The organism is Delftia sp. Cs1-4 (assembly GCF_000214395.1).
In the GTDB taxonomy this organism is placed as follows: Bacteria; Pseudomonadota; Gammaproteobacteria; order Burkholderiales; family Burkholderiaceae_C; genus Comamonas; species Comamonas acidovorans.
In genome coordinates this window covers 6381832-6404232 of sequence record NC_015563.1, presented here as the reverse complement: position 1 = coordinate 6404232, position 22401 = coordinate 6381832, and the positions used below count along the sequence as shown (strand labels likewise).

General features: G+C 68.0%; 14 protein-coding genes. 6 read left to right on the top strand and 8 right to left on the bottom strand.

Annotated elements, in window-relative coordinates; genetic code table 11:
* Positions 1 to 30 precede the first annotated feature (30 nt).
* Together yajC and DELCS14_RS28130 are read right to left on the bottom strand one after the other, a co-directional pair.
* A complete protein-coding gene (yajC, locus tag DELCS14_RS28135; protein ID WP_012202771.1) occupies positions 31 to 366 on the bottom strand; it encodes a preprotein translocase subunit YajC in 336 nt (111 codons plus the stop codon).
* Between the two features lie 331 nt (positions 367 to 697).
* Positions 698 to 4279, bottom strand: coding sequence for an indolepyruvate ferredoxin oxidoreductase family protein (locus tag DELCS14_RS28130; RefSeq protein WP_013804607.1), 3582 nt, complete (start codon positions 4277 to 4279; stop codon positions 698 to 700).
* Between the two features lie 188 nt (positions 4280 to 4467).
* Here DELCS14_RS28130 and DELCS14_RS28125 point away from each other — a divergent pair, with 188 nt between their 5' ends.
* Positions 4468 to 4971, top strand: a complete 504-nt coding sequence (locus DELCS14_RS28125) for an Lrp/AsnC family transcriptional regulator (protein WP_012202773.1) — start codon at positions 4468 to 4470, stop codon at positions 4969 to 4971.
* Positions 4972 to 5132: 161 nt separating this feature from the next.
* Positions 5133 to 6893, top strand: coding sequence for an MFS transporter (locus tag DELCS14_RS28120; RefSeq protein WP_043796510.1), 1761 nt, complete (start codon positions 5133 to 5135; stop codon positions 6891 to 6893).
* A gap of 246 nt (positions 6894 to 7139) precedes the next feature.
* Here DELCS14_RS28120 and DELCS14_RS28115 read toward each other — a convergent pair whose 3' ends face one another.
* On the bottom strand, positions 7140 to 8324 hold the full coding sequence (locus DELCS14_RS28115; RefSeq protein WP_034389752.1) for an MltA domain-containing protein: 1185 nt from the start codon (positions 8322 to 8324) through the stop codon (positions 7140 to 7142).
* Between DELCS14_RS28115 and DELCS14_RS31065 the strand changes: the two genes are divergently transcribed.
* The 3 genes from DELCS14_RS31065 (at position 8323) to DELCS14_RS28105 (ending at position 10757) form a co-directional block, all read left to right on the top strand.
* On the top strand, positions 8323 to 8493 hold the full coding sequence (locus DELCS14_RS31065; RefSeq protein ID WP_016449371.1) for a hypothetical protein: 171 nt from the start codon (positions 8323 to 8325) through the stop codon (positions 8491 to 8493). The genes DELCS14_RS28115 and DELCS14_RS31065 overlap by 2 nt on opposite strands.
* A 146-nt stretch (positions 8494 to 8639) precedes the next feature.
* Positions 8640 to 9377 carry an OmpA family protein gene (locus DELCS14_RS28110; protein ID WP_013804605.1) on the top strand — a complete coding sequence of 246 codons (738 nt, stop codon included), beginning with the start codon at positions 8640 to 8642 and terminating at the stop codon, positions 9375 to 9377.
* A gap of 105 nt (positions 9378 to 9482) precedes the next feature.
* On the top strand, positions 9483 to 10757 hold the full coding sequence (locus DELCS14_RS28105) for an amino acid deaminase (RefSeq protein ID WP_013804604.1): 1275 nt from the start codon (positions 9483 to 9485) through the stop codon (positions 10755 to 10757).
* 5 nt (positions 10758 to 10762) lie between these two features.
* Here DELCS14_RS28105 and DELCS14_RS28100 read toward each other — a convergent pair whose 3' ends face one another.
* The 4 genes from DELCS14_RS28100 to DELCS14_RS28085 are packed head-to-tail and all read right to left on the bottom strand — an operon-like array spanning position 10763 to position 18480.
* Positions 10763 to 11392: a response regulator gene (locus tag DELCS14_RS28100; protein WP_012202778.1), complete on the bottom strand. Its 630-nt coding sequence runs from the start codon at positions 11390 to 11392 to the stop codon at positions 10763 to 10765.
* Between the two features lie 16 nt (positions 11393 to 11408).
* Complete coding sequence (locus DELCS14_RS28095) at positions 11409 to 13487, bottom strand: PAS domain S-box protein (RefSeq protein ID WP_043796955.1); 2079 nt, start codon at positions 13485 to 13487, stop codon at positions 11409 to 11411.
* Positions 13488 to 13522: 35 nt separating this feature from the next.
* On the bottom strand, positions 13523 to 14338 hold the full coding sequence (locus tag DELCS14_RS28090) for a carbon-nitrogen hydrolase family protein (RefSeq protein WP_013804602.1): 816 nt from the start codon (positions 14336 to 14338) through the stop codon (positions 13523 to 13525).
* Entirely contained in the window at positions 14335 to 18480 is a 4146-nt protein-coding gene (locus tag DELCS14_RS28085; protein ID WP_013804601.1) for a YhdP family protein, read from the bottom strand. Before DELCS14_RS28085 ends, DELCS14_RS28090 begins: the two co-directional genes overlap by 4 nt.
* Positions 18481 to 18613: 133 nt before the next feature.
* Here DELCS14_RS28085 and glnE point away from each other — a divergent pair, with 133 nt between their 5' ends.
* Positions 18614 to 21358, top strand: a complete 2745-nt coding sequence (glnE, locus tag DELCS14_RS28080) for a bifunctional [glutamate--ammonia ligase]-adenylyl-L-tyrosine phosphorylase/[glutamate--ammonia-ligase] adenylyltransferase (protein WP_013804600.1) — start codon at positions 18614 to 18616, stop codon at positions 21356 to 21358.
* 368 nt (positions 21359 to 21726) lie between these two features.
* On the opposite strand, the gene DELCS14_RS28075 is transcribed toward glnE, so the two are convergent.
* Entirely contained in the window at positions 21727 to 22347 is a 621-nt protein-coding gene (locus DELCS14_RS28075; protein ID WP_013804599.1) for a glutathione S-transferase C-terminal domain-containing protein, read from the bottom strand.
* Between the last annotated feature and the right edge of the window lie 54 nt (positions 22348 to 22401).

Sequence of the window (22401 nt, the reverse complement as noted above, 5' to 3'; positions counted from 1 at the left end):
GTCCGCACACCCGCAAGACAGGGACAGCGCTTACTTCAGCGTGTCCTTGGGCAGCACCTGTACGACGGCGCTGCGCTGGATCTGGACTTCCACACCCGAGGCGATCTCGATGTGCAGGAATTGCTCGGACATGCGTGTCACGCGGCCGATGATGCCGCCGGACGTTGCCACTTCGTCGCCCTTGGCCAGCGCCTCGATCATGGAGCGGTGCTCCTTCTGGCGCTTCATCTGGGGGCGGATCATCACGAAGTACAGCACCACGAACATCAGTGCCAGCGGTGCCATGCCGTACAGCTGCGACATGAAGTCGCCACCGGAGGCTGCTGCTGCGGGTGCGGTCTGGGCAAAAGCGGAAGAAATAAACACGGGCAAGACTCCAGGATTGGAAGGTCGAAAAAGGGTCGCTGCGCACGCCGTATGCACGGGCCCGCGCAGGAGAACGGAGCATTGTATGCGTCAGCCCTGACCCACATGGGCTGCCAGGATCTGGCGGCTGCGGGTTTTTCGGCGACGATGGCTGCAACTGGCTGCCATCTGCCGTTTTTAAAGGGGTGGAGCGCGGTTTTTCGTGATTTTTGCGCCCGGCTTGACGGTCCATGGAACGGACCCTGACGGAGCCGCGCCGCCCACACCTTGCGGTGCGGGCGGCGGCAGCGATCTTACAGGAGGCCCCTGGAGCGGGGCGGTCCGTGTGGTTTCAGGCGACGCCGACGGCGGGCTTGCCCGTGCTGCCGGCACCCCGTGAAGGTGCGCTCCAGCGTGCCATCAGCGCCTTCCACTTGATGCGGGCCGCTGCCAGGTTGCGCTCCTTCACATGGCCGTAGCCGCGGATGTCCTCGGGAATGCTGGCGATCTCCACGGCCAGCGCCAGGCGCTCTGGCGTGAGTTCGGTCAGCAGGCCTTCGATGCACTGGCGGTATTCCTGGATCAGGGCGCGCTCGGTGCGGCGCTCCTGCGTGCGGCCGAAGGGGTCCAGCGCTGTGCCGCGCAGGCCCTTCATCTTCGCCAGCACTTCCATGGCCTTGCGCATCCAGGGACCGTAGGACTTCTTGACCAGATGGCCGTGCTCATCCTTGCCGGCCGACGACGGCGGCGCCAGGTGGTGGACCACGCGGTAGTCGCCCTCGAACATGCCGGCGATGCGCTGGCTGAAGGCCGCATCGGTGTGCAGGCGCGCGACCTCGTACTCATCCTTGTAGGCCATGAGTTTGAACAGATAGCGGGCCACGGCCTCCGACAGGCGCGTGCCGGAGCCCGCCACGCCGCGCTCGGCGGCATGGATCTTGTCCACGAAGGTCTGGTACTCGGCCGCATAGGCGGCGTTCTGGTAGCCCGTGAGGAAGTCCACGCGCTTGGCCACCATCTCGGTCAGCGAAGGCTTCTTGACGAACTGGATCACCTGGGCTGTCTGGAACAGGGCGCGCACGGCAGCCAGGTCATGGGCGCAGCGGCGGCCCCACTCGAAGGCGGCCTTGTTGTTGTCGGCCTGCACGCCGTTGAGTTCGATGGCGCGCATCAGCGCCGCATGCGACAGCGGCACGCGGCCCTTTTGCCAGGCGTAGCCCAGGATCAGCGGGTTGGTGTAGATGCTGTCGCCCAGCAGTTGCACGGCCACCTGCTCGGCGTCGAAGCTGCCCAGCAGCTCCGGGCCCACGGCCTGGGCCAGGGCGCTGGCGCAGCGGTCGTCCGGCGCCTGCCAGTCAGGGTTTGTGACGAAGGCTGCCGTGGGCGAGCCGTGGCTGTTGAGCGCCACGAAGGTGCGGCCTGGCTGCATTACGGACATGGTGGTCGGCGTGGCCGTGACGATGGGGTCGCAGCCGATCACCAGGTCGGCCTTGGCCATGTCCACCTTGGTGGTGTAGATGGCCTCGGGACGGTTGGCGATCTGGATGTGGCTCCAGGTGGAGCCGCCCTTTTGCGCCAGGCCGGCCGCATCCTGGGTGATCACGCCCTTGCCCTCCAGGTGGGCGGCCATGCCCAACAGCGAGCCGATGGTGATCACGCCCGTGCCGCCGACACCGGCCACGACGATGCCCCAGGCCTGCTCGGCCACGGGCAGCACGGGCTCCGGGATGGCGGGCAGCATGGACAGGTCGCCCTTCTTCTCCTTCTTGGGCTTCTTGAGCTGGCCGCCTTCGATAGTGACGAAGCTGGGGCAAAAGCCCTTCACGCAGGAGTAGTCCTTGTTGCAGGTGTTCTGGTTGATGCGGCGCTTGCGGCCGAACTCGGTCTCCACCGGCTCGACCGACAGGCAGTTGGACTGCACCGAGCAGTCGCCGCAGCCTTCGCAGACCAATTCGTTGATGACCACGGTCTTGTCGGGCGTGGCCAGCGTGCCGCGTTTGCGGCGGCGGCGCTTTTCGGTGGCGCAGGTCTGGTCGTAGATGATGGCCGTGCAGCCCTTGAGGGTGCGGAACTCGCGCTGGATGCGGTCCAGCTCGTCGCGGTGGTGCACGGTCACGCCCTCGGCCAGCGGCACGCCGTCGTACTTGGCGGGCTCGTCGGTGACGATGACCAGTTTGGCCACGCCCTCGGACTTGAGGCTGTTCATGATCTGCAGCACCGAGTGGCCCTCGGGCCGCTCGCCCACGCGCTGGCCGCCCGTCATGGCGACGGCGTCGTTGTACAGCAGCTTGTAGGTGATGTTCACGCCGGCCGCGATGCTCTGGCGTATCGCCAGCAGGCCGCTGTGGAAGTAGGTGCCGTCGCCCAGGTTGGCGAAGACATGGGCGTCCTTGGTGAAGGGCGCCTGGCCCACCCAGGTCACGCCCTCGCCACCCATCTGCGTGAAGGTGCTGGTGGAGCGGTCCATCCACACCGTCATGTAGTGGCAGCCGATACCGGCCACGGCGCGGCTGCCCTCGGGCACGCGGGTGCTGGTGTTGTGCGGGCAGCCGCTGCAAAACCATGGCACGCGGTCGCCCGTGGGCTGGCTCTGGGCCACCTTGAGCGCGGCCTCGCGGGCGTCCAGCACGGCAATGCGCTCGTGCATGCGCTGGGCGATGTGTTCGGGCACGCCGATCTTGGTCAGGCGCTGGACGATGGCGCGCGCGATGAGGGCCGGCGTCAGGTCCGCATTGGGGCGCAGCAGCCAGTCCTGGCTGGGATTGGGCACCGACCATTCGCCGCCGTGCTCATCGCTGAACTTGCCGACCACGTTGGGCCGCACGTCGGAGCGCCAGTTGTACAGCTCTTCCTTGATCTGGTATTCGATGACCTGGCGCTTTTCCTCCACCACCAGGATTTCCTGCAGGCCGCGCGCGAAGTCGCGCGTGATGGTGGCCTCCAGCGGCCAGACCACGTTGACCTTGTGCACGCGTATGCCCAGCTGGCGGCAGGTGTCGTCGTCCAGGCCCAAGTCGGCCAGGGCCTGGCGCATGTCGTTGTAGGCCTTTCCGCTGGCGATCAGGCCGAAGCGGTCGTTGGGGCCGTCGATCACGTTGTGGTTGAGCCGGTTGGCGCGCACATAGGCCAGGGCCGCATACCACTTGTAGTTCATCAGCCGCTGCTCCTGCTCCAGCGGCGCATCGGGCCAGCGGATGTGCAGGCCACCGGGCGGCATCTGGAAGTCCTCGGGCAGGATGATGTTCACGCGGTCCGGCTCCACCGACACGCTGGCCGAGGACTCCACCACCTCCTGGATGGTCTTCATGCCCGACCACAGGCCCGAGAAGCGGCTCATGGCAAAGGCGTGCAGCCCCATGTCCAGGATGTCCTGCACATTGCTGGGAAAGAACACCGGCGTGCCGCAGGCCTTGAAGATGTGGTCGCTCTGGTGGGCGGCCGTGCTGCTCTTGCTGATGTGGTCGTCGCCGGCCAGCGCGATCACGCCGCCGTGCCTGGCCGTGCCCGCCATGTTGGCGTGCTTGAACACGTCGGAGCAGCGGTCCACGCCCGGGCCCTTGCCGTACCACAGGCCGAAGACGCCGTCGAACTTCTTGGTCTCGGGATAGAGATCCAGCTGCTGCGTGCCCCAGACGGCCGTGGCGCCCAGCTCTTCATTGACGCCGGGCTGGAAGACGATGTTGTTGGATTCGAGGTGCTTTTTCGCGGCCCATAGCGCCTGGTCATAGCCGCCCAGCGGGGAGCCCCGGTAGCCGCTGATGAAGCCTGCGGTGTTCAGGCCCGCTGCAGCGTCGCGCTGGCGCTGCAGCATGGGCAGGCGCACAAGGGCCTGTACTCCGCTCATGAACGCACGGCCGTGCTGCAGAGCGTATTTGTCGTCGAGAGTGACCGTCTCCAGGGCGCGGCGCACGTCTTCGGGCAGTGGGGCATTCATGGCTTGTCTCCATCGATGGTCGGCGCCCTGTCATGTCCTGCCCGGAACGGGAAAGAGGCATGCACGGCACTCGTTGTCTGAACCAAATCGCCTTTTTTCAGTGTATTCGTGCTCGTCTGATAGGTCTTTGCTTTCTTTGCGCTGTTTCAAGTATTCTGAGCAAGAATCTTTCTTGAAAACGGTGTTTTGTGCAAACTTTGGACAAATTCGATATTGCCATCCTCGGCCACCTGCAGGCCGATGCGCGCCTGACCAATGCCGAGCTGGCCCAGCGCGTGGGCCTGTCGGCCGCGCCCTGCTGGCGCCGTGTGCGGGCGCTGGAGGAGGCGGGCTTCATCCGCGGCTACCACGCCGACATCGACCGCCACAAGATCGGCCTGGGCGTGCTGGCCTTCGTGCGGCTGGATGCCGTGCGCACGGCCGGCACGCTGACGCTGGAGATGGAGGACGCCATCCGCAAGCTGCCCGAGGTCGTGACCTGCCACTACATCAGCGGCACCGGCACCTTCGAGCTGCAGGTGGTGGCGCGCGACCTGGACAGCTTTGCGCAGTTCGCGCGCAACACGCTGCTGAACCTGCCCAATGTGAAGGACATGCAGACCAGTTTCTCGCTGGGCGAGATCAAGTCCAGCCATGCGCTGCCCCTGTCCCAGCTGGGGCCCATGGCGGGCAAGGGCCTGCCGGACCAGTAGCCGCAGGCCGGCGGACTGGTCTATGAAGGTCGCGCCGAAGCGACAGTGTGCTCCTGCAAAAGGAGCAAAAAACGCCTGCCGTGCAAGGCGGTGATCGTGGTTCTTAGTGCAACAACCATTTCTGGCGCCACCCCCGCGTTTGGGCCGAGAATCAGGGGCACATGGCCGCAGAACAAACAACACCAGTCCCCGCCCAGCCGCCTGCCTCTGAATCCGAGCCTTCCACCCAGCCTCCGGCCGAGCCTTCGGGCATGGGGGCGCCGGGCACCCTGATCGAAGACCCGTCAGGCATGACGGCCGCCGACAAGGCGGCTGCCGAGGCCGAAGGCCAGAAGGCGGCCCAGGCCCAGCAGGGCGTCTGGGCGCCGCTGTCCGGCCCCACCTTCCGCATGCTCTGGCTGATCTGGATGGCGGCCAATACCTGCATGTGGATGAACGATGTGGCGGCGGCCTGGCTCATGACCTCGCTGACCACCTCGCCCGTGCTCGTGGCCCTGGTGCAATCGGCCTCCACGCTGCCCGTCTTCCTGCTGGGCCTGCCCAGCGGCGCGCTGGCCGACATCCTGGACCGGCGCCGCTACTTCATCGTCACCCAGTTCTGGGTGGCGGCCGTGGCCCTGGTGCTGTGCCTGTTCGTGCTGTCCGGCCAGATGACGGCGCACTGGCTGCTGGTGCTGACCTTTGCCAACGGCATCGGCCTGGCCATGCGCTGGCCCGTGTTCTCGGCGCTAATCCCCGAACTCGTGCCCAAGCACCACCTGCCCTCTGCCATGGCGCTCAATGCCGTGGCCATGAACGCCTCGCGCATCATCGGCCCGCTGGTGGCCGGCGCCATCATCGCCAGCCTGGGCAGCGCCTGGGTGTTCGTGCTGAACGCCGTGCTGTCCATCCTCTCGGGCATCGTGCTGATCCGCTGGAAGCGCCGCCATGTGGCCAACCCGCTGGGCCGCGAGCGCCTGCCCTCGGCCATGCGCGTGGGCCTGCAGTTCGTGCGCGAGTCGCCCCGCATGCATGCGGTGCTGGCGCGCACGGTGTGTTTCTTCCTGCAGTGCACGGCCGTGATGGCCTTGCTGCCCCTGGTGGCCCAGCGCCTGCACGGCCCCACCGAGGGCGGGGGCGGCGCCGAGACCTTCACGCTGCTGCTGGCCTCCATGGGTGCGGGCGCCATCGTGGGCGCCATGTTCCTGCCGCGCCTGCGCCAGGCCATGTCCAAGGAAAGCCTGATCCGGTCGGGCTCTGCCGTGCATGCGCTGGCCACGCTGGCCGTGGCCCTGTCGCCCAATGTCTACATGGCCGTGCCGGCCATGATGCTGGCCGGCATGGCGCTGATCTCCACCGCCAACGTGCTGGGCGTCTCGGCCCAGATGGCCTTGCCCAACTGGGTGCGGGCGCGCGGCATGTCCATCTACCAGATGTCCATCATGGGCGGTACGGCGACAGGCGCCGCGCTCTGGGGACAGGTGGCCAGCATGGTGGGCGTGCGGGGCAGCCTCATGGTGGCCGCCGCCAGCGGCGTGGTCTGCATGCTGCTGGTCCAGCGCCTGGTGCGCGACCGCCAGATCGAGGAGGATTTGAGTCCCTCCAAGGCCTTCCAGCGCCCCGAGGTCAACATCCCCGAAGCCGGCCGCGTGGTCGTCACCATCGAGTACCAGATCGACCCCACCCAGGCCGAGGCCTTCCGCGCCCTCATGCAGGAAAGCCGCCGCAGCCGCATGCGCCAGGGCGCGCTGGGCTGGAGCCTGCTGCACAGCATGAGCCACCCTGAGCGCTATGTGGAGCAGATCATCGACGAGTCCTGGACCGAGCACCTGCGCCGCTTCGACCGCGTCACCGCCGCCGACGTGGCCCTGCGCGACCGCAAGCTGGCCTATCACAAGGGCAAGGAACCGCCGCGCGTCACGAGGTATTTTGATACCCCCTGAGGCGCTGCGCGCCTTCCCCCTGAGGGGGACGGCGCCCTCGCAGCGAGGCGGCTCTTGCTCGGCGCCCCTGGCGTTGGGCCGCGCCAGAGCGAGGGACAGTGGATAGAGGTGTGTCTGCGCTGGTCTTGTGCCATGCGGGGCGAGCCTTGGCGCAAAGGATAAAACCGGCGCACCCCAAAGCGAGGCTGTCGTCCCCCTCCCTCGCGGAGCGAGTAGAGAGGAGAAGCGGCGTAGCCGCTCAGGGGGTCACCTCAAGTGCGGCGCCTGGCTGGCAAGGCTGCGCGGCCAGAAGGCCCACAGGCGCAGGTTCTGCTTGATACGGCCGGCCAGGTCGCCGGCTTCGGGGCCCCAGCCCATGAAGTAGTCGGCGCGCACGGCGCCGACGATGGCGCTGCCGGTGTCCTGGGCAAAGACCAGGCGGTTCAGGGCCACGGTGGGCCCGGATGTGGACAGCCAGACCGGCGTGCCGTAGGGAATGCTCTGTTTGTCCACGGCGATGGAGCGGCCCGGGGTCAGGGCCACGCCCTGGGCGCCCTTGGGGCCGAATTGCAGGTCCAGGCCTTCCAGCGGCTCCTCGCGGAAGAAGACATAGCGCGGGTTGCTCCACAGCATTTCATTGACGCGGCCGGGGTTGGCGGCCACCCAGGCGCTGATGCCGGGCCAGGTGGCATCGCGCACCAGTCCCTGGTCCAGCAGCCAGCGGCCCACGCTCTTGTAGGGCTGGTCATTGGTGCCCGCAAAGGCGACGCGGATGGTGCGTTGCGCGCCTGTGGGCTCGGTGATGTTCAGGCGCCCCGATCCCTGGATGTGCAGCACCATCGCATCGACGGGGTCGCGCAGCCAGGCGATGGCGCGGCCTGCCAGGGCCGCCTGGGCCTCGGGCATCGTCTCGATCTGCTGGCGCGAGAACCAGGGCTTGCGGCTGCCGAAGCCGGCGCCGGCCGGCGTCTTGTACAGCGGCACGTTGAAGCCATCGCCCGGCAGGCGCCGTGCCTCGAACAGCGGCTCGTAGTAGGCGGTCAGCATGCCGTCCGGGCCACCGCCCAGCGCTTCGATGCGGTAGGGCTGCAGATTGGCCATGAGCCAGGCGCGCTGCTCGTCGCCCGTGGCAATGCTCAGCTGGCGCACGTCCCGGCACAGGCCCGCGAAGACCGAGCTGGGCCGCTCGCAGTTCTTGAGCCAGGCATTCCAGGCTTCGTGCAGCGCGTCTTCCTGCAGGCCGGGCAATTCGCTCCAGTCGGCTGCGATCCAGCGGCTCTTGGTGGGGGTGCTGGTGACCAGCGGGGGCCTGGGTGTCACGGTGACCGGGCCTCCCGGCTGCAGGTCGGGCACGGGCGAAGGGTCATAGACCGGCTTGGTGGTGGTCGTGCAGGCGACCAGCGTCCCTACAATCAGCGCCATCGCGGCATGGCGCAGGAGGTGGAAATTCATGGGGTTGATTTTGCTCGAAGCACTGCTGGCCTTGGTGATTCTGGTCGCTATTGTGTGGTGGACCATGTTCTCCGGGCGCCGCAAGGGCGAGTTGCCCGTGGACACGCCACGGGATTCGCATCCGTCTCCAGACAAACCCTCTCCCGGGCAGGATCGCAGCGGCCCGTGACGGCCGTGGAGGCAGCCTCGCGGAGCGGGCGCCGTCCTACGGGTATGCCCTGCCCGCACTGATAGGCTGTGCTCAGCCTGCTTTCCACAATGGGGACCCTGGCGCTACCGCACGGTGCGTTCCCAAGATTCAAAAAGGAGTTTCCCATGCGCAAGCACATCGTTCTGGCCGCCGCAACGGCTGCCGCACTGTTCATCTCCGGCTGCGCGAACATGAGCGACACCCAGCGCCGAACGGCCACGGGCGCTGGCGTGGGCGCTGCAGCCGGCGCCGTGCTGGGCGCGGTCACCGGCGGCAGAGCCGGCACGGGCGCCGTGATCGGTGCCGGCGTGGGTGCACTGGGCACCTACATCTGGTCGCAGAACATGGAAAAACAAAAGCGCGAGATGGAGCAGGCCACCCAGGGCACGGGCGTGAACGTGAGCCAGACGGCCGACAACCAGCTCAAGCTCGACATTCCCAGCGACATCTCGTTCGACACCAACCGTTCCGACATCAAGGGCAACTTCGCCCCCATCCTGGACCGCTTCGCAGAAGGCCTGCGCAACAACCCCAATGCCGAGGTGCGCATCATCGGCCACACGGACAGCACGGGCTCGGACGCCATCAACAACCCGCTGTCGCTGGACCGCGCCAACAGCACGCGCAACTACCTGACCATGCGCGGCGTCTCGGGCGCTCGCATCGCCACCGAAGGCCGTGGCTCGCACCAGCCGGTGGCTTCCAACGACTCGGCCAGCGGCCGTGCCATGAACCGCCGCGTTGAAATCTTCGTGGGCGAGATCCCGCAGCAACAGCAGCAGCCCCAGTATCAACAGCAGCCGCAGTACCAGCAGCCGCAATACCAGCCCCAGTACCAGCCCCAGTACCAGCAGCCCCGCTGATCCCGGCTCTGGCCCGGATGCAACGCCCCGCAACGCGGGGCGTTTTTGCGTGGGCAGCCACCTGCCTTGCCCTATGCTGGCATCCATCCATCAATGGGGAGTCGTATGAGTGAAGCAAGCACAGCAGGCATGGCCGACGTGGTCAGCCCGCTCGACAAGGGCCTGGGTGCACTGTCGGCGCCCTGCGCGCCGCAGGACGCCGCAGCGCAGGGCTGGAACCTGCTGCGCGAGGATCTGGGCCTGCCGGCCGCCGTGCTCTCGCAGTCGCGCCTGGCGCACAACCTGGCCTGGATGCAGCGCTTTGTGGACGCCTACGGCGCCAAGCTCGCGCCCCACGGCAAGACGACCATGGCGCCCCGCCTGTTCCGCCAGCAGATCGATGCGGGCGCCTGGGGCATCACCTTGGCGACTGCCCAGCAGACACGCGTGGCCCATGCCCACGGCGTGCGCCGCGTGCTCATGGCCAACCAGCTGATCGGTCGGCGCAATATGGCCGCCGTGGCCGAGCTGCTGGCCGATCCCGGTTTCGAGTTCTTCTGCCTGGTGGACTGCGCCGAGCAGGTCGAGCAACTGGCGGCCTTCTTTGGCGCGGCGGGCCAGTCCGTGCAGGTGCTGATCGAGCTGGGCCCGCCCGGCGGGCGCACGGGTGTGCGTTCCGATGCGCAGATGCAGCCGCTGCTGGACGCGCTGGCAAGGGCTGGCGCGGCCGTGCGGCTTGCCGGCATCGAGGTCTACGAAGGCGTGCTCAAGGAAGAGGATGCCATCCGCACCCTGCTGCGGCGCGCCGTTCACTGGCTTGAGCGGCTCGCAAGCGATGGACGATTGCAGCGCAGCCCGGCCGTGCTCACGGGGGCCGGCTCGGCCTGGTACGACGTGGTGGCCCAGGAATTCGGCAAGGCCGATATAGGGGGAGCGCTGGATCTGGTGCTGCGCCCCGGCTGCTATCTCACGCATGACGCGGGCATCTACCAGGCAGCGCAGCAGCGCATCGACCAGACCAACCCCGTGGCGCAGCAGATGCGTGCCAGCCTGCTGCCTGCGCTGCAGGTCTGGGCCTATGTGCAGTCGCTGCCCGAGCCTGGTCGCGCCATCGTGGCGCTGGGCAAGCGCGATACCGCCTTCGAGGCCGTGCCGCCCCGGCCCGCGCTGCGCTACCGCCCCGGTGATGCCGCGCCGGTGGCCGCACCGCCCCATTGGGAGGTCACGGCCATGATGGACCAGCATGCTTTCCTGAAGGTGGCTGAGGACGATGGCCTGCGCGTCGGCGACATGCTGGCATTCGATATCTCCCACCCCTGCCTGACCTTCGACAAATGGCGGCAGATGGCCGTCGTCAATGACCGCTATGACGTGGTGGACGTGATCGCCACGTATTTCTGAGGATGTCAGCCGTGCGTGCGCAGCAGGTTGGCCAGTTCCACGGCCGACTTGACCTGCATCTTGTCGAAGACGCGCGCGCGGTGGACTTCGACTGTGCGCACGCTGATGTCCAACTGGTCGGCGATGAGCTTGTTGGGAATGCCTTCCACCACCAGCCGCATCACGTCGCGCTCGCGCTCCGTCAGTTCGTTGAAGCGTGCACGCACGGCCTCGCGAGCGCGGGTCTCGGCCTGGTGCTGGGCTGACAGTTCCAGCGCCTGCTCGATGCGGTCCACGAGCGCGTTGTCCGAAAAGGGCTTCTCGCAGAAATCGAAGGCGCCGCGCTTGACCGTGTCCACGGCCGTGGGCACGTCGGCATGGCCGGTCAGGAAGATCACGGGCATGCCCGCGATCTGGTTGCGCTCCAGCATGAGGTTGAACAGCGCCAGCCCGCTCATGCCGCCCATGCGCATGTCCAGCAGCAGGCAGCAGGGATTGCGTGGTGGCGGGCGCGACTGCAGCATGGCGTCGAAGGCCTCTGCGCTGTCATAGCATTCGCTGAGCAGGCGGCGCGAGCGCAGCAGCCAGGCCAGCGCTTCGCGTACATCGGTGTCGTCATCGACGATGTAGACGGTGGCGTCGGGTACAGGTTCCATGGGCCTATTGTTCCATCTATGGTTCCACCTGTGCCGGGTTGTGGGTCGGCAGCGTGAAGGCGAAGACGGTTCCGCGCGGGCTGTGCGGGCTGTGCTGCAGGTGGCCGCCATGCTGTTCGACCACGGTGCGGCACAGGCTCAGGCCCAGGCCCATGCCCTCGTTGCGCGTGGTGAAGAAGGGCGTGAACAACTGCTCCGCCACATGCTTGGGGATGCCGCTGCCGCAGTCGATGACGGCGAATTCCACCCAGCTGCGGCGCGTGCTGGCGGCCGCACGCCGCACGCGCAACTGCAGTTCGCGGTCCACGGTCTCGGGCGAGTCCATGGCCTGCATGCCGTTGCGCGCCAGGTTGAGCAGCACCTGCTCGATCATGGTCGGATCGCAGAGCACGGGCGACAGGCCGGGCTCGATATCGGTGGTCACGCGCACGCCCAGGTTGCGCGCCTGCAGGCTGACCAGCGGCAGCACGGCGTCTATAAGTTCGGCGGCACCTATGACTTCGCGTGATTGGTCGCGCCGCCGCACGAAGTCGCGCACGCTCTTGATCACGCGGCCTGCACGGTCGGCCTGGAAGCTGATGCGCTCCATGGCCATGCGCAAGTCCTGCAACTGCTGGCGCAGATGGGCTTCGTTGCCGGCGCTGCCTGCCGCACCGTCGTCGCTGCCCAGCATGTTCAGCGATCCTGTGGCGTAGCTGGAGATGGCCACCAGCGGCTGGGTGAGTTCATGGCTGAGCAGCGACGCCATTTCGCCCACGGTGGCCAGGCGGGCCGTGGCCTGCAGGCGCTCCTGCGAGGCGCGCGAGATCTCTTCCATGCGCTTTTGCTCGCTGATGTCGATGAAGGCGCTCATCCAGCCCGTGTGCTGGCCCTGGGCGTTGATCAGCGGCGCCTCGAAGATCAGCACCGGAATGCGTGTGCCGTCCTTGCGCATGAAGATGCTTTCGTGGCCCTCGCGCGGCGGCGGTGCGTTGCCGGACAGGCGGTTGTCGCGCCGGCGCGCGTAGATTTCGGCGCGCTCGGGCGGCCAGTAGGGCGCGATGCTCAGGCCCAGCAGCTCCTCGGCCGTAAAGCCCACCATGTTGCAGAAGGCCGGATTCACATAGCTGATGCGGCCCTGCAGGTCGCGCGCGCGCAGGCCCGTGACCAGCGAGTCCTCCATGGCCTTGCGAAAGGCCAGTGCATCGCCCAGGTCACGCTCGGCACGCAGGCGGCGGCGGTTGTCGCGCACCAGCACGGCAACCACGGAGACCAGGGCGATGGACATCAGCGTCACCAGGGCCGTGAGCACGTTGGGAAACACGCTGGGCGCGCGGTGCCAGCTGTCCATGCGCAGCACCAGGGTGCTGCCGGGCAGGTCCAGCAGCTGCTGCGCCGTGAACATGCGCGTGCCGCGCCAGGAGGCGCCCAGCAGGGCCAGGCGCGTGCCGTCGGGCTCGGTGAAGGACACTTCCTGGGTGCGCGGCAGGTTCTTGCTGACCTGGGTGATCAGCAGGCTTTGCAGGCTGTAGGTGCCGATGACGAAGCCGATGATGTGGCCGCTTTGCGTCAGCGGCAGGCAGACCTCCATCATCTCCGTGCCCAGGCCCTCGGCCAGCAGCTGGAAGTAGCTGGGCGAGTAGGCGGGGCCGTTCAGGCGGCGCGCGTGGGTGCAGGTCAGCACGGCCTCGGGGTGGGTGTTGTTCGTGCGCAGCTGGTCTTCCCACTGCACGTTGCGATAGGGGGTCTCGGCATGGGAGCGGATCTGCAGGCCCGCGTCGCGCCACTCGATGCGCATCAGCTCGCGGCGCACCTGCAGCAGCTCGGCGGCGCGGGTCTTCCATTCGGCGGGCTCGTTGTCGGGCGCGTTCAGCGCCTGCAGGTCCTGCAGGTTGCGGTTGAGCGCTGCGCGTATGTCGGCCACGGCATTGGCCGTGTCGCGCTCCAGCTTGTCCTGGACCTGGGAGGCCTCGTAGCGCCCGGCCAGCCAGACCATGGTGACGAGCATGCTCAGGACCAGGGCGACCAGCAGGCTCCACAGCGACCAGCGGCGCCAGGCCGTGCGCCAGCGGCGCCAGGGCCAGCGGCCTTCGGGCATGGGCGACATCGGTGACATGGCCGGCATGGGCGGCATTGGCGGGTGCGGTGGATTCACAGGACGCGGTGCTCCAGGGCCGGCAACTGGCGGCGCACATGCGCCAGGCGCTCGCGCTTGATCTCGCCCAGCACCACGCCGGCACCCTCGGCCTGCTGCGCCAGCACCATGCCCCAGGGATCGGCCAGCAGGCTGTGGCCCCAGGTACGGCGGCCGTTTTCATGGTGGCCGCCCTGGGCGGGTGCCAGCAGGTAGGCCTGGTTTTCTATGGCGCGGGCGCGCAGCAGCACTTCCCAGTGCGCCAGCCCCGTGATGTGGGTGAAGGCGGCGGGCACCAGCAGCAGGTCGGCGCCCTGCTCGGCAAGGCGGCGGTACAGCTCGGGAAAACGCAGGTCGTAGCACACGCTCAGACCCAGGCGCCAGGTATCGCCATCGCGCGAGGTTATGTCGCAGGTCACGGGCGTGTGACCCGCCTGGACCACGGCGGCTTCCGTGTAGCGCTCGCGTCCGTTGTCGTAGTGGAACAGGTGGATCTTGTCGTAGCGTGCCACGCATTCGCCCTGGGGCGAGAACACCAGCGAGCTGTTGAGCACATGGGCATCGTCATCGGCCACCAGGGGCAGGGTGCCGCCGACGATCCACAGCTGCAGCTCGCGTGCTGCGCGGCGCAGGAAGTCCTGGATGGGGCCTGCGCCGAAGCTCTCGCGGTAGGCCAGTTTGTCGGTGTCGCGCAGGCCCATGGCGCAGAAATACTCGGGCAGGGCCGCGAGTTCGGCCCCCTGGTCGCGCGCCTGGCGCAGCAGTGCCAGCGCCTGGTCGAGGTTGGCGCGCACATCGGGTTCCGACACCATTTGCAGGGCTGCGATTTTCATGGGTTCTCTCCTGAAGAAGCGGGCTCGGTGGCGCCGGGAGGCGTGCTGGCGGGGCTGTTGGCGGCAGGATCGGAAGGTGTCGTGGCCCGGCGCCGCGGCAGGGCCGTGACCTGGGGCTCGTCCCAGCTGCCGTCGATGCGGAATTCCTTGGTGGCCGCCGCGATCAGCGGGCCGCGCAGCAGCACCTGCGCCAGGAAGCTGCCCAGGCCGACCACGGGGTTGATGGCCGTGGCCACCAGGGAGGCCGTCATGGCATTGATCTCGGGCACCACCACCACATGCAGATTCTGCGTCTCCTGGACCAGGTCGGCCGTGCCCTCCATCAGCACGGCGGCGTTGACGCCCTTCATCTGCATGTTGTTGGTGCGCGCCACGCCGTCGGTGATCTGCACGTCGCCGCGCATGAAGTCGAAGGCGAAGCCGTTGCTGAACACATCGCGGAAATCCAGCGTCAGCCGGCGGGGCAGCGCCTGCAGGCTGAGCACGCTCAGCAGCTTGGCCAGGCCCGGCTCGGCCTTGAGGAACTGGCCGGTCTGCACATCCAGGTGCATGGAGCCAGAGAGGCTGCGGAAGTCGGGCGTGATGGGCGAGCCCGTCCAGCCCGCCGATCCCTGCAGCACGCCCTTGCCGTTGCCCACCACGCCGGGCATATCGAAGCGCGTGAGCAGCTTGCCCACGTCGCGCAGGTCCAGCTGGAACTGCAACTGGCTGCGCCCCGGGTGTTCGGACTGGCCCTGGGGCAGGCGCCACTGGCCGCTGGCCGTCAGCGTGGCCTCGGGCGTGGCGATGTTGAAGCGCGACAACTGCCATTCGCGCGCCGCCGCATCGCCGGGAACGGGGCGGTTGCGGGCCTCCACTTCCAGGCGGCCCAGGGCGTGGCCTGACAGGTGCATGTCGTCCACCACGATCTGCAGGGCCGGCAGCTGGCGCGGCCCCTCGCTGAACAGGGCGTCCACGCGGTCGGATTTGGCCTCGGGCACCGTCAGGCGCGACAGCCGGGCCACCAACTGCCCTTCGGGCTGGGCATCCGTGCCTTCGCGAAAGCCCACGTAGCCGTCAAGCTCCTGGGAGGCGAGGTTGCTGTGCCACGAGCCGCCATCGCGCGAGATGCCCGCCACCACGTCGTGCAGCTGCCGCCCCTTGGCCTGCAGCTGCTTGACGCGCAGGGTCAGCCGGTCGGGGAGGTATTCGCGCGCAGGGTCCGCGGCATCGGCGGGCTCCGGCTTGGCGCCGCTGGACTGCGGCGCCAGTGCCAGCCAGTCGTCGAGATTGAAGAGCGGCAGCTGCACGTGGGCCTGCACGCCCTGGCCCGAAGTGGAGGCCGTGCCCGCTTCCTGGCCGATGAGGATGCTGCCGTGCAGCACACGGCTGTGCTTGCCGCTGATGTCGCGCTCATAGAACACCGAGCCCGTATCGCCCAGTTGCACGCTGATCTGGTCGCGCAGCGGGGCATCGGGCGAGGTGAAGCTGGCGGGTGCGAGCTGGTGGCTCACGTTCAGTGGCTGGATGGACTCCGCTGCCTTGCCCAGCGGGGCGGGCAGGTTGATGCGCATGCCTTGCAGGCTGGACTGGACCTGGATTTCGGGTGTTCCGCGCCGCACCTTCAGCAGCAGGGAATAGGGCGACTGGCCCTCGGCATGGCGGGCCAGGTCGGCCACCCAGCCCAGTTCCCTGGCTTCGCGCAGCCCCTGTGCCGTGGCCGTGCCCTGCACGCGCACCTTGACGGACGATTCGGTGGCCGGCGCATTGCGCGCCAGCGCCTGCATGCCGCCATCGGCGCGCAGCTCACCGCCCAGCGCGCGCGCCTGCAGGCCGGCCAGCGAGAAGCCGGTTTCGGAGAACTTGACGGCCCCGCGCAGCTGGCTCAGATGGGGCGTCTGATCATCGAGCTGCAGGGAGTTGCCCGCCAGCGTGACCTGTCCAGACACCTTGCTGCGGTCCAGATGGTCGATGGGCAATTGCAGCTGCAGGGCCAGTTGCGCGGCGCCCGTGGCCTCGCTGCCGTCCAGCACGTGCCCGGTCAGCGCCGACAGGGCCGAGGTCTTGACCACGCCCAGCATGTCGGCCAGCGGGCCCTGGCCCTTGGCGGTCACGGCCACCTCGGTGTGGCCCAGGTTGGGAATGCTGGCCTGGATGTCGCGCATCTGCAGCTGCGGGTAGCCCGCGAACTCGCCGCGTGCATTGCGCACGGCCATCGACGAGCGGTCGAAGACCAGCTCGCCCGACAGATCGACCAGGGCCGGCCAGGGCGCCTCGCCATGCGTGAGCAGATGGGGCGGCACATATTCATAGTGCACGTCATGCAGCTTGGCAGCGATATGGAACTCGCCCTGGCTGGGCTTTTCGGCCGGCACGTGGTCCAGGTGGCCGCGCACCTTGAAGTTCACCGTGCTTGCGCGCCCGGCGTGGATGGCCTCTCGCACGTAATGGCGCGCATCGGCGGGGATTTCCAGCGGCAGGTAGCGGTGCACGCGCGTGCCGTCTGCGTTGCGCAGCTGGCCCTGCAGGTCCAGCACGCCCGGAAAGCGCGGGTGCTTGTCGCTGCCGTCGCCGGTGTGCCACTGCGCGCGGGCCTCGCCTTCGGTGTCGTCATTGGCAAAGCGCAGGCTGGGCACCTGCACGCTGATGGCCTGTCCGCGCAACTGCCAGCGCAGGCTGGCCTGCAGGCGGTGCAGCGGGATCTCGGGTTCCTCGAAGACGCCAGGAAAGGACAGAGCGGCCGGCTGCTGCCCCGTGCCCTCCATCTCCAGCTGCGCCTGTCCGCCGTCCTGGTCCAGCGAGAAGCGCGCGTTCAGGCCCTTGATGCCGGGCATGCCCGGCTTCGTGGGGCCTTCGGACGATGCCACTCCGTCGATCGACAGCTGCTGCAGCTCGCCGCTGGCCTTGTACTGCTGCACAGCCTGCAGCGGGCCGCGCCAGCTTGTCTGGAACTGGCGCAGTTGGCCGGCCGGGGCCATGTCGGCCAGATGGCGCTGCAGCTGCTCGGGCAGCGGCAGGCGCTGGCCCAACTGGGCAAGGATGGCCAGGTCAATGCCATCGGCCTGGAACTCGCCCTGCTCGCCCAGCGCCCCCTGCGTGCTGGCGCCCGCAGGGTTGTAGCGCGCACGCAGGTTGCCAGCCGGCCAGTGCAGGCCGTCGCCCGTGGAGAACTCCAGGTTCTGCGCAGCGAAGCGCCAGCCGTCCTGGTGTTGCACGCTCAGCCTGCCCGTCAGCGCCTGCAGTTGCAGCGGCTCCAGGTTTTCGCGCCACTGCAGTTGCAGCGCATTCACCGCCACATCGGCCATGGCGCCCACGGGCTGGCCCTGGCGCAGGTCGATCCAGGCGCGCAGTGCGCCCCGGCCCTGCTGCAGGCGCAGGTCGGACGTATCCATGTACTGCCCGAGCCGGGACAGGTCGATCTGCGTGAACATCGCATGGGCCTGTCCGCTCCAGCGCTGCCAGTTGCCCTCGTGCGTGGACAGCAGCGGCTCGCGGAACAGGCCGGCGAGCATGAAGCGCTCGCCCCAGCCTTCGGGCGGCGTGGCATCCAGGCGGATTCCGTGGCTCCAGCCCTTGTTGCGCAGCACCATGTCCACATCGCGCAAGGCCAGCGGCGGTGCCTGGCGCAGTTCGTCCACCCACAGCAGGCTGCCGCCACGCAGGGCCAGCTCGGTCTGGGAAAACAGCCAGTCGGCGGCGGCATTGTCCCCGCCCGATGAAGGGCTGATCTCGATGCCGGCCACGAAGACACGGCCATCGGCCGCACGGCGGACCACGAGTTCGGGGCGGTCGATATAGATCTGCTCCACGCCCAGGCGCATCAGCGAGCGGGCCGAAACGGCCACCACCACGCTGGGCAGGAGCAGGGCGTCCGCGGTGTGTTCTGGGTCTTCGACCACCACGTCGCCCAGCTCGAACCGGGGGACCAGTCCCTCGCTGCGGGCCGTGATGCTGCCTATGCGCACGGGTAGGCCCAGCGTGCGTGAGGCCAGGGATTCCAGCTGAGGACGCCATTCGCCGATTCGCGGCACAATCCAGCCATGGAGCACCCCCCACACGGAGCCCAGGACCAGCCAGAAGGCCAGGACCAGCCCCAGTGACCACCGCGCAAGGCCGGCCATCCAACGGGTCAGGCGTGTGGGGTGCGGTTTCGGTTCGATCATCGGCGGCATCAGCTATGACGGGAATTATGACCGGCCCCCTCGGGGACCGGACGGTAACCAAGGGTTGCTGCGATCCCTCTGCGCGTGAGTGGCCGCTTCTTTCGCGTTCCGTATGCAATCCTCAGAGCACGCAATGGCAGACACGGCCTTGAATGTCCCCGCACAGGCCGCCTATTCCCGTTTCCACCAACGGCTGCATCGTCGCTATGGCGACGAGTTGAGCCTGTTGCCGCCGGGCCCGCCCGAGCGCGCGTCCATGGAGCAGGCCCTGGCGGCGCTGCTGGAGCGCGGGCTGGACCTGTCGGCCGCGCTGCGCGTGCTGCGCCAGCTGGTCATGGAGCGCACCATGGTGCTCGACTGCGAGCAGCAGGCGCCGCTGGCCGTGGTCACGCGGGCCGTGACCGAGCTGGCCGAGCTGGCGCTGGAGCGCGCCTGCATCCAGGTGCGCGCCGAACTCGATGCGCGCCATGGCGCACCGCAAGGCCCCGAGGGCCGGCCCGTGCAGCTGTGGATCATCGGCATGGGCAAGCTGGGCGCGCGCGAGCTCAATGTCTCCAGCGACATCGACCTGATCTACGTCTACGAGCAGGACGGCGACACGGCCGGCCTGCCTGACGGGCGCGGCGTTCTCTCCAACCATGAGTACTTCGCGCGCGTTGTCAAAGGCATCTATGGCCTGATCGGCGACACCACCGAGCACGGATTCGTGTTCCGCGTGGACCTGGCGCTGCGGCCCAACGGCAACTCGGGGCCGTCGGCTGTCTCGCTGGCCTCGCTGGAAGAGTATCTGCAGACCCATGGCCGCGAGTGGGAGCGCTTCGCCTGGCTCAAGAGCCGGGTGGTGGCGCCCATGGACAGCGTGCGCTCCACGCAGGTGCAGGCGCTACGCGCCGTGGTCCTGCCCTTCGTCTTTCGCCGCTATCTGGATTACGCGGTCTTCGATGCGCTGCGTTCGCTGCACCGCCAGATCCGCGAGCATGCGGCGCGGCGCAGCGCGGGCCATCCCGGCCGCTCCAATGACGTCAAGCTCTCGCGCGGCGGTATCCGCGAGATCGAATTCACCGTGCAATTGCTGCAGGTGGTGCGTGGCGGCCAGTTCCCCGAGCTGCGCTGCCGCCCCACGCTGGAGGCGCTGGGGCGCCTGGCGCGCGCCGGCCTCATGAGCCAGGAAGTGGCCGACGCCCTGGGCGCGGCCTATACCTTTTTGCGCCGTGTCGAGCACCGCATCCAGTACCTGGACGACCAGCAGACCCATGTGCTGCCCACGCGCGATGACGACCTCGAATGGATTGCGCGCACCATGGGCTTTGCCGATACCTGCGCCTTCCTGCACCAGTTCGACGCCCACCGCGAAAAGGTGGCCGAGGAGTTCGACACCCTGCTCGGCGGCTCGGCCCCGCCGCAATGCAGCGCGGGCCGCTGCAACGGCGCCCGCAGCCCTGCCCAGGGAGGAACGCCGCGCGAGATCGATGGACTCATGGAGCAGCTGCCTCCCGCCCTGGCCGCCCACGTGGCCGACTGGCGCGGCAACGCCCGCATCGCCAACCTGCGCGACGAGGCGCGCAGCCGGCTTTTCCGCCTTGTGCAGCGCACGGCGCAATGGGTGGCCGAGCGCAGCGTGCCCGAAGACGCCGCAGTGCGCTTTCTGAACTGGCTGGAGCCGCTGCTGCGCCGCGAAAGCTATCTGGCCCTGCTGCTGGAGCGCCCTGCCGTGCACGAGCGGCTACTGGACCTGCTGGGCGCGGCGCGCTGGCCCGCGCGCTATCTGCAGCAGCACCCGGGCGTGATCGACGAGCTGGCCAACGACGCCATGCTGGGCGAGCGCTTCTCTCCCATGGATTTCGAGCATGAGCTGGCCCTGCGCCTGGCCGCGCTGCAGACCACGGGCGAGGACGACGACGAAACCCTGCTGAACTTGCTGCGCCGCGCCCACCATGCCGAGGTCTTTCGCACGCTGGCGCGTGATATCGAGGGCCGCATCACGGTCGAGCAGGTGGCGGACGACCTCAGTGCGCTGGCCGACTGCGTGCTGCGCGTGACGGCCAGCTGGTGCTGGAGCCGGCTCAAGAACCGCCACCGCGAGTCGCCGCAGTTCGCCATCATTGGCTACGGCAAGCTCGGCGGCAAGGAGCTGGGCTACGGCAGCGACCTGGACATCGTCTTCGTCTTCGATGACGACGACGAGCACGCCTCCGAGATCTATGCCGCCTTTGTGCGCAAGCTCATCAACTGGCTGGCCGTCAAGACGGGCGAGGGCGATCTGTTCGAGATCGACACCGCGCTGCGCCCCAACGGCAACTCCGGCCTGCTGGTGACCAGCTTTGCCTCCTATGCCAACTACCAGCAGCAGCGCGGCAGCAACACGGCATGGACCTGGGAGCACCAGGCCATGACGCGGGCGCGCTTCGTGCTGGGCAGCGACGATCTGCAGGCCCGCTTCGACGCCGTGCGCGAGGCCGTGATCACCGCGCCGCGCGACGCTGCGGCCCTGCGCGACGAGATCGTGGCAATGCGCGAACGCGTGCGCAGCGCGCATCCGGTGCGCGGCGGCCTCTTCGACGTCAAGCACAGTCCCGGTGGCATGGTCGATGTGGAGTTCGCCGTCCAGTATCTGGTTCTCTCGCAATCGGCCCTGCATCCGGGGCTGATGGCCAATCTTGGCAACATCGCGCTGCTGCAGCGTGCGGAAGAGGCGGGCCTGCTGCCTGCAGGCGTGGGCCAGCAGGCCGCCCGGGCCTACCGTGAACTGCGCCGCCTGCAGCACGTGGCACGGCTGGACGAGCGGACGGCCCAATTGGTGCCGGGCCAGGCCGAACCGCTCAGTGCGCCGGTCAAGGCCCTGTGGGAAGCGGTTTTCACGGGGGCCGCTCTGGTGTGAGGATGCGGGGAGGGAAGGTGGTCGGCCCTGGCCGACGCCGTCCCGTCAGCATCCATCGAACACGGCCTACAGCAGAATGACGCTCCTCGTCAAAATGTTACATTTTTCCCGCCCCCGACCCCTGGAACTTCTGCAAAAGTAGCTCATCTATTGGACAGGTTGACGAGAGAGGGTATCCAGACCGAATTTCACGTTGCGAAGCCTCTGGGGCCACAGTCCTGAACTGTTCCGCCCGAAGCGCTTCTCCTCCCTCCCTCTCTTTATTCGTTTCGGGATGCTTCGCAACTTTTTTATGCCAGCAAAAAGGCCACCCATCGGGTGGCCTTTTTTGTTGCCGCTGCAGTTGTCGTTGCGGGGGTGACCCGTTTTCAGGGCTGGGGCGGGCGTGTGGCCGCAAAGCTGGCGCGTTCCGCCAGCTTGGCCTGCAAGGTGGCCAGATTGGGGTGGTCGGCGCGCCAGTCCAGTTCGGGAAAGCGAAAGTCCAGCCAGCCCAGGGCACAGCCCACGCACACGTCGGCCAGGGTGAAGTGGATGCCGCAGCAATACGGCTTGTCGCCCAGGCCCTGGGACATCACGTTCAGTGCGGCGCGCACCTTGGCCAGCTGGCGGTCTATCCAGGCCTGGCAACGCTGCTCCTCGCTGCGGCCATCCCAGGTGGCTTCGAGGCGGGCCAGGGCTCCGGCGTCCAGCACGCCATCTGCCAGGGCTTCCCAGGTCTTGATCTCGGCACGCTCGCGGCCTGTGCCGGGGATCAGCTTGCCTACCGGGGAAAGTGTGTCCAGATATTCGACGATCACGCGCGAGTCGAACATGGCATCGCTGCCGTCCATGACCAGGCGTGGCACCTTGCCCAGCGGGTTGCCGGTGCCCGGCGACAGCTCGCGGCTCCAGGGGTTTTCCTCGACGAACTGATAGTCGAGCCTTTTCTCGGCCAGTACGACGCGTACCTTGCGTACGTAGGCGCTGGTGGAGGAACCTATCAGTTTCATGGCTGTTTTCCGTGGCGAAGAGGCGGCCCATGGGCGGGCAGCCGATTCTATGCG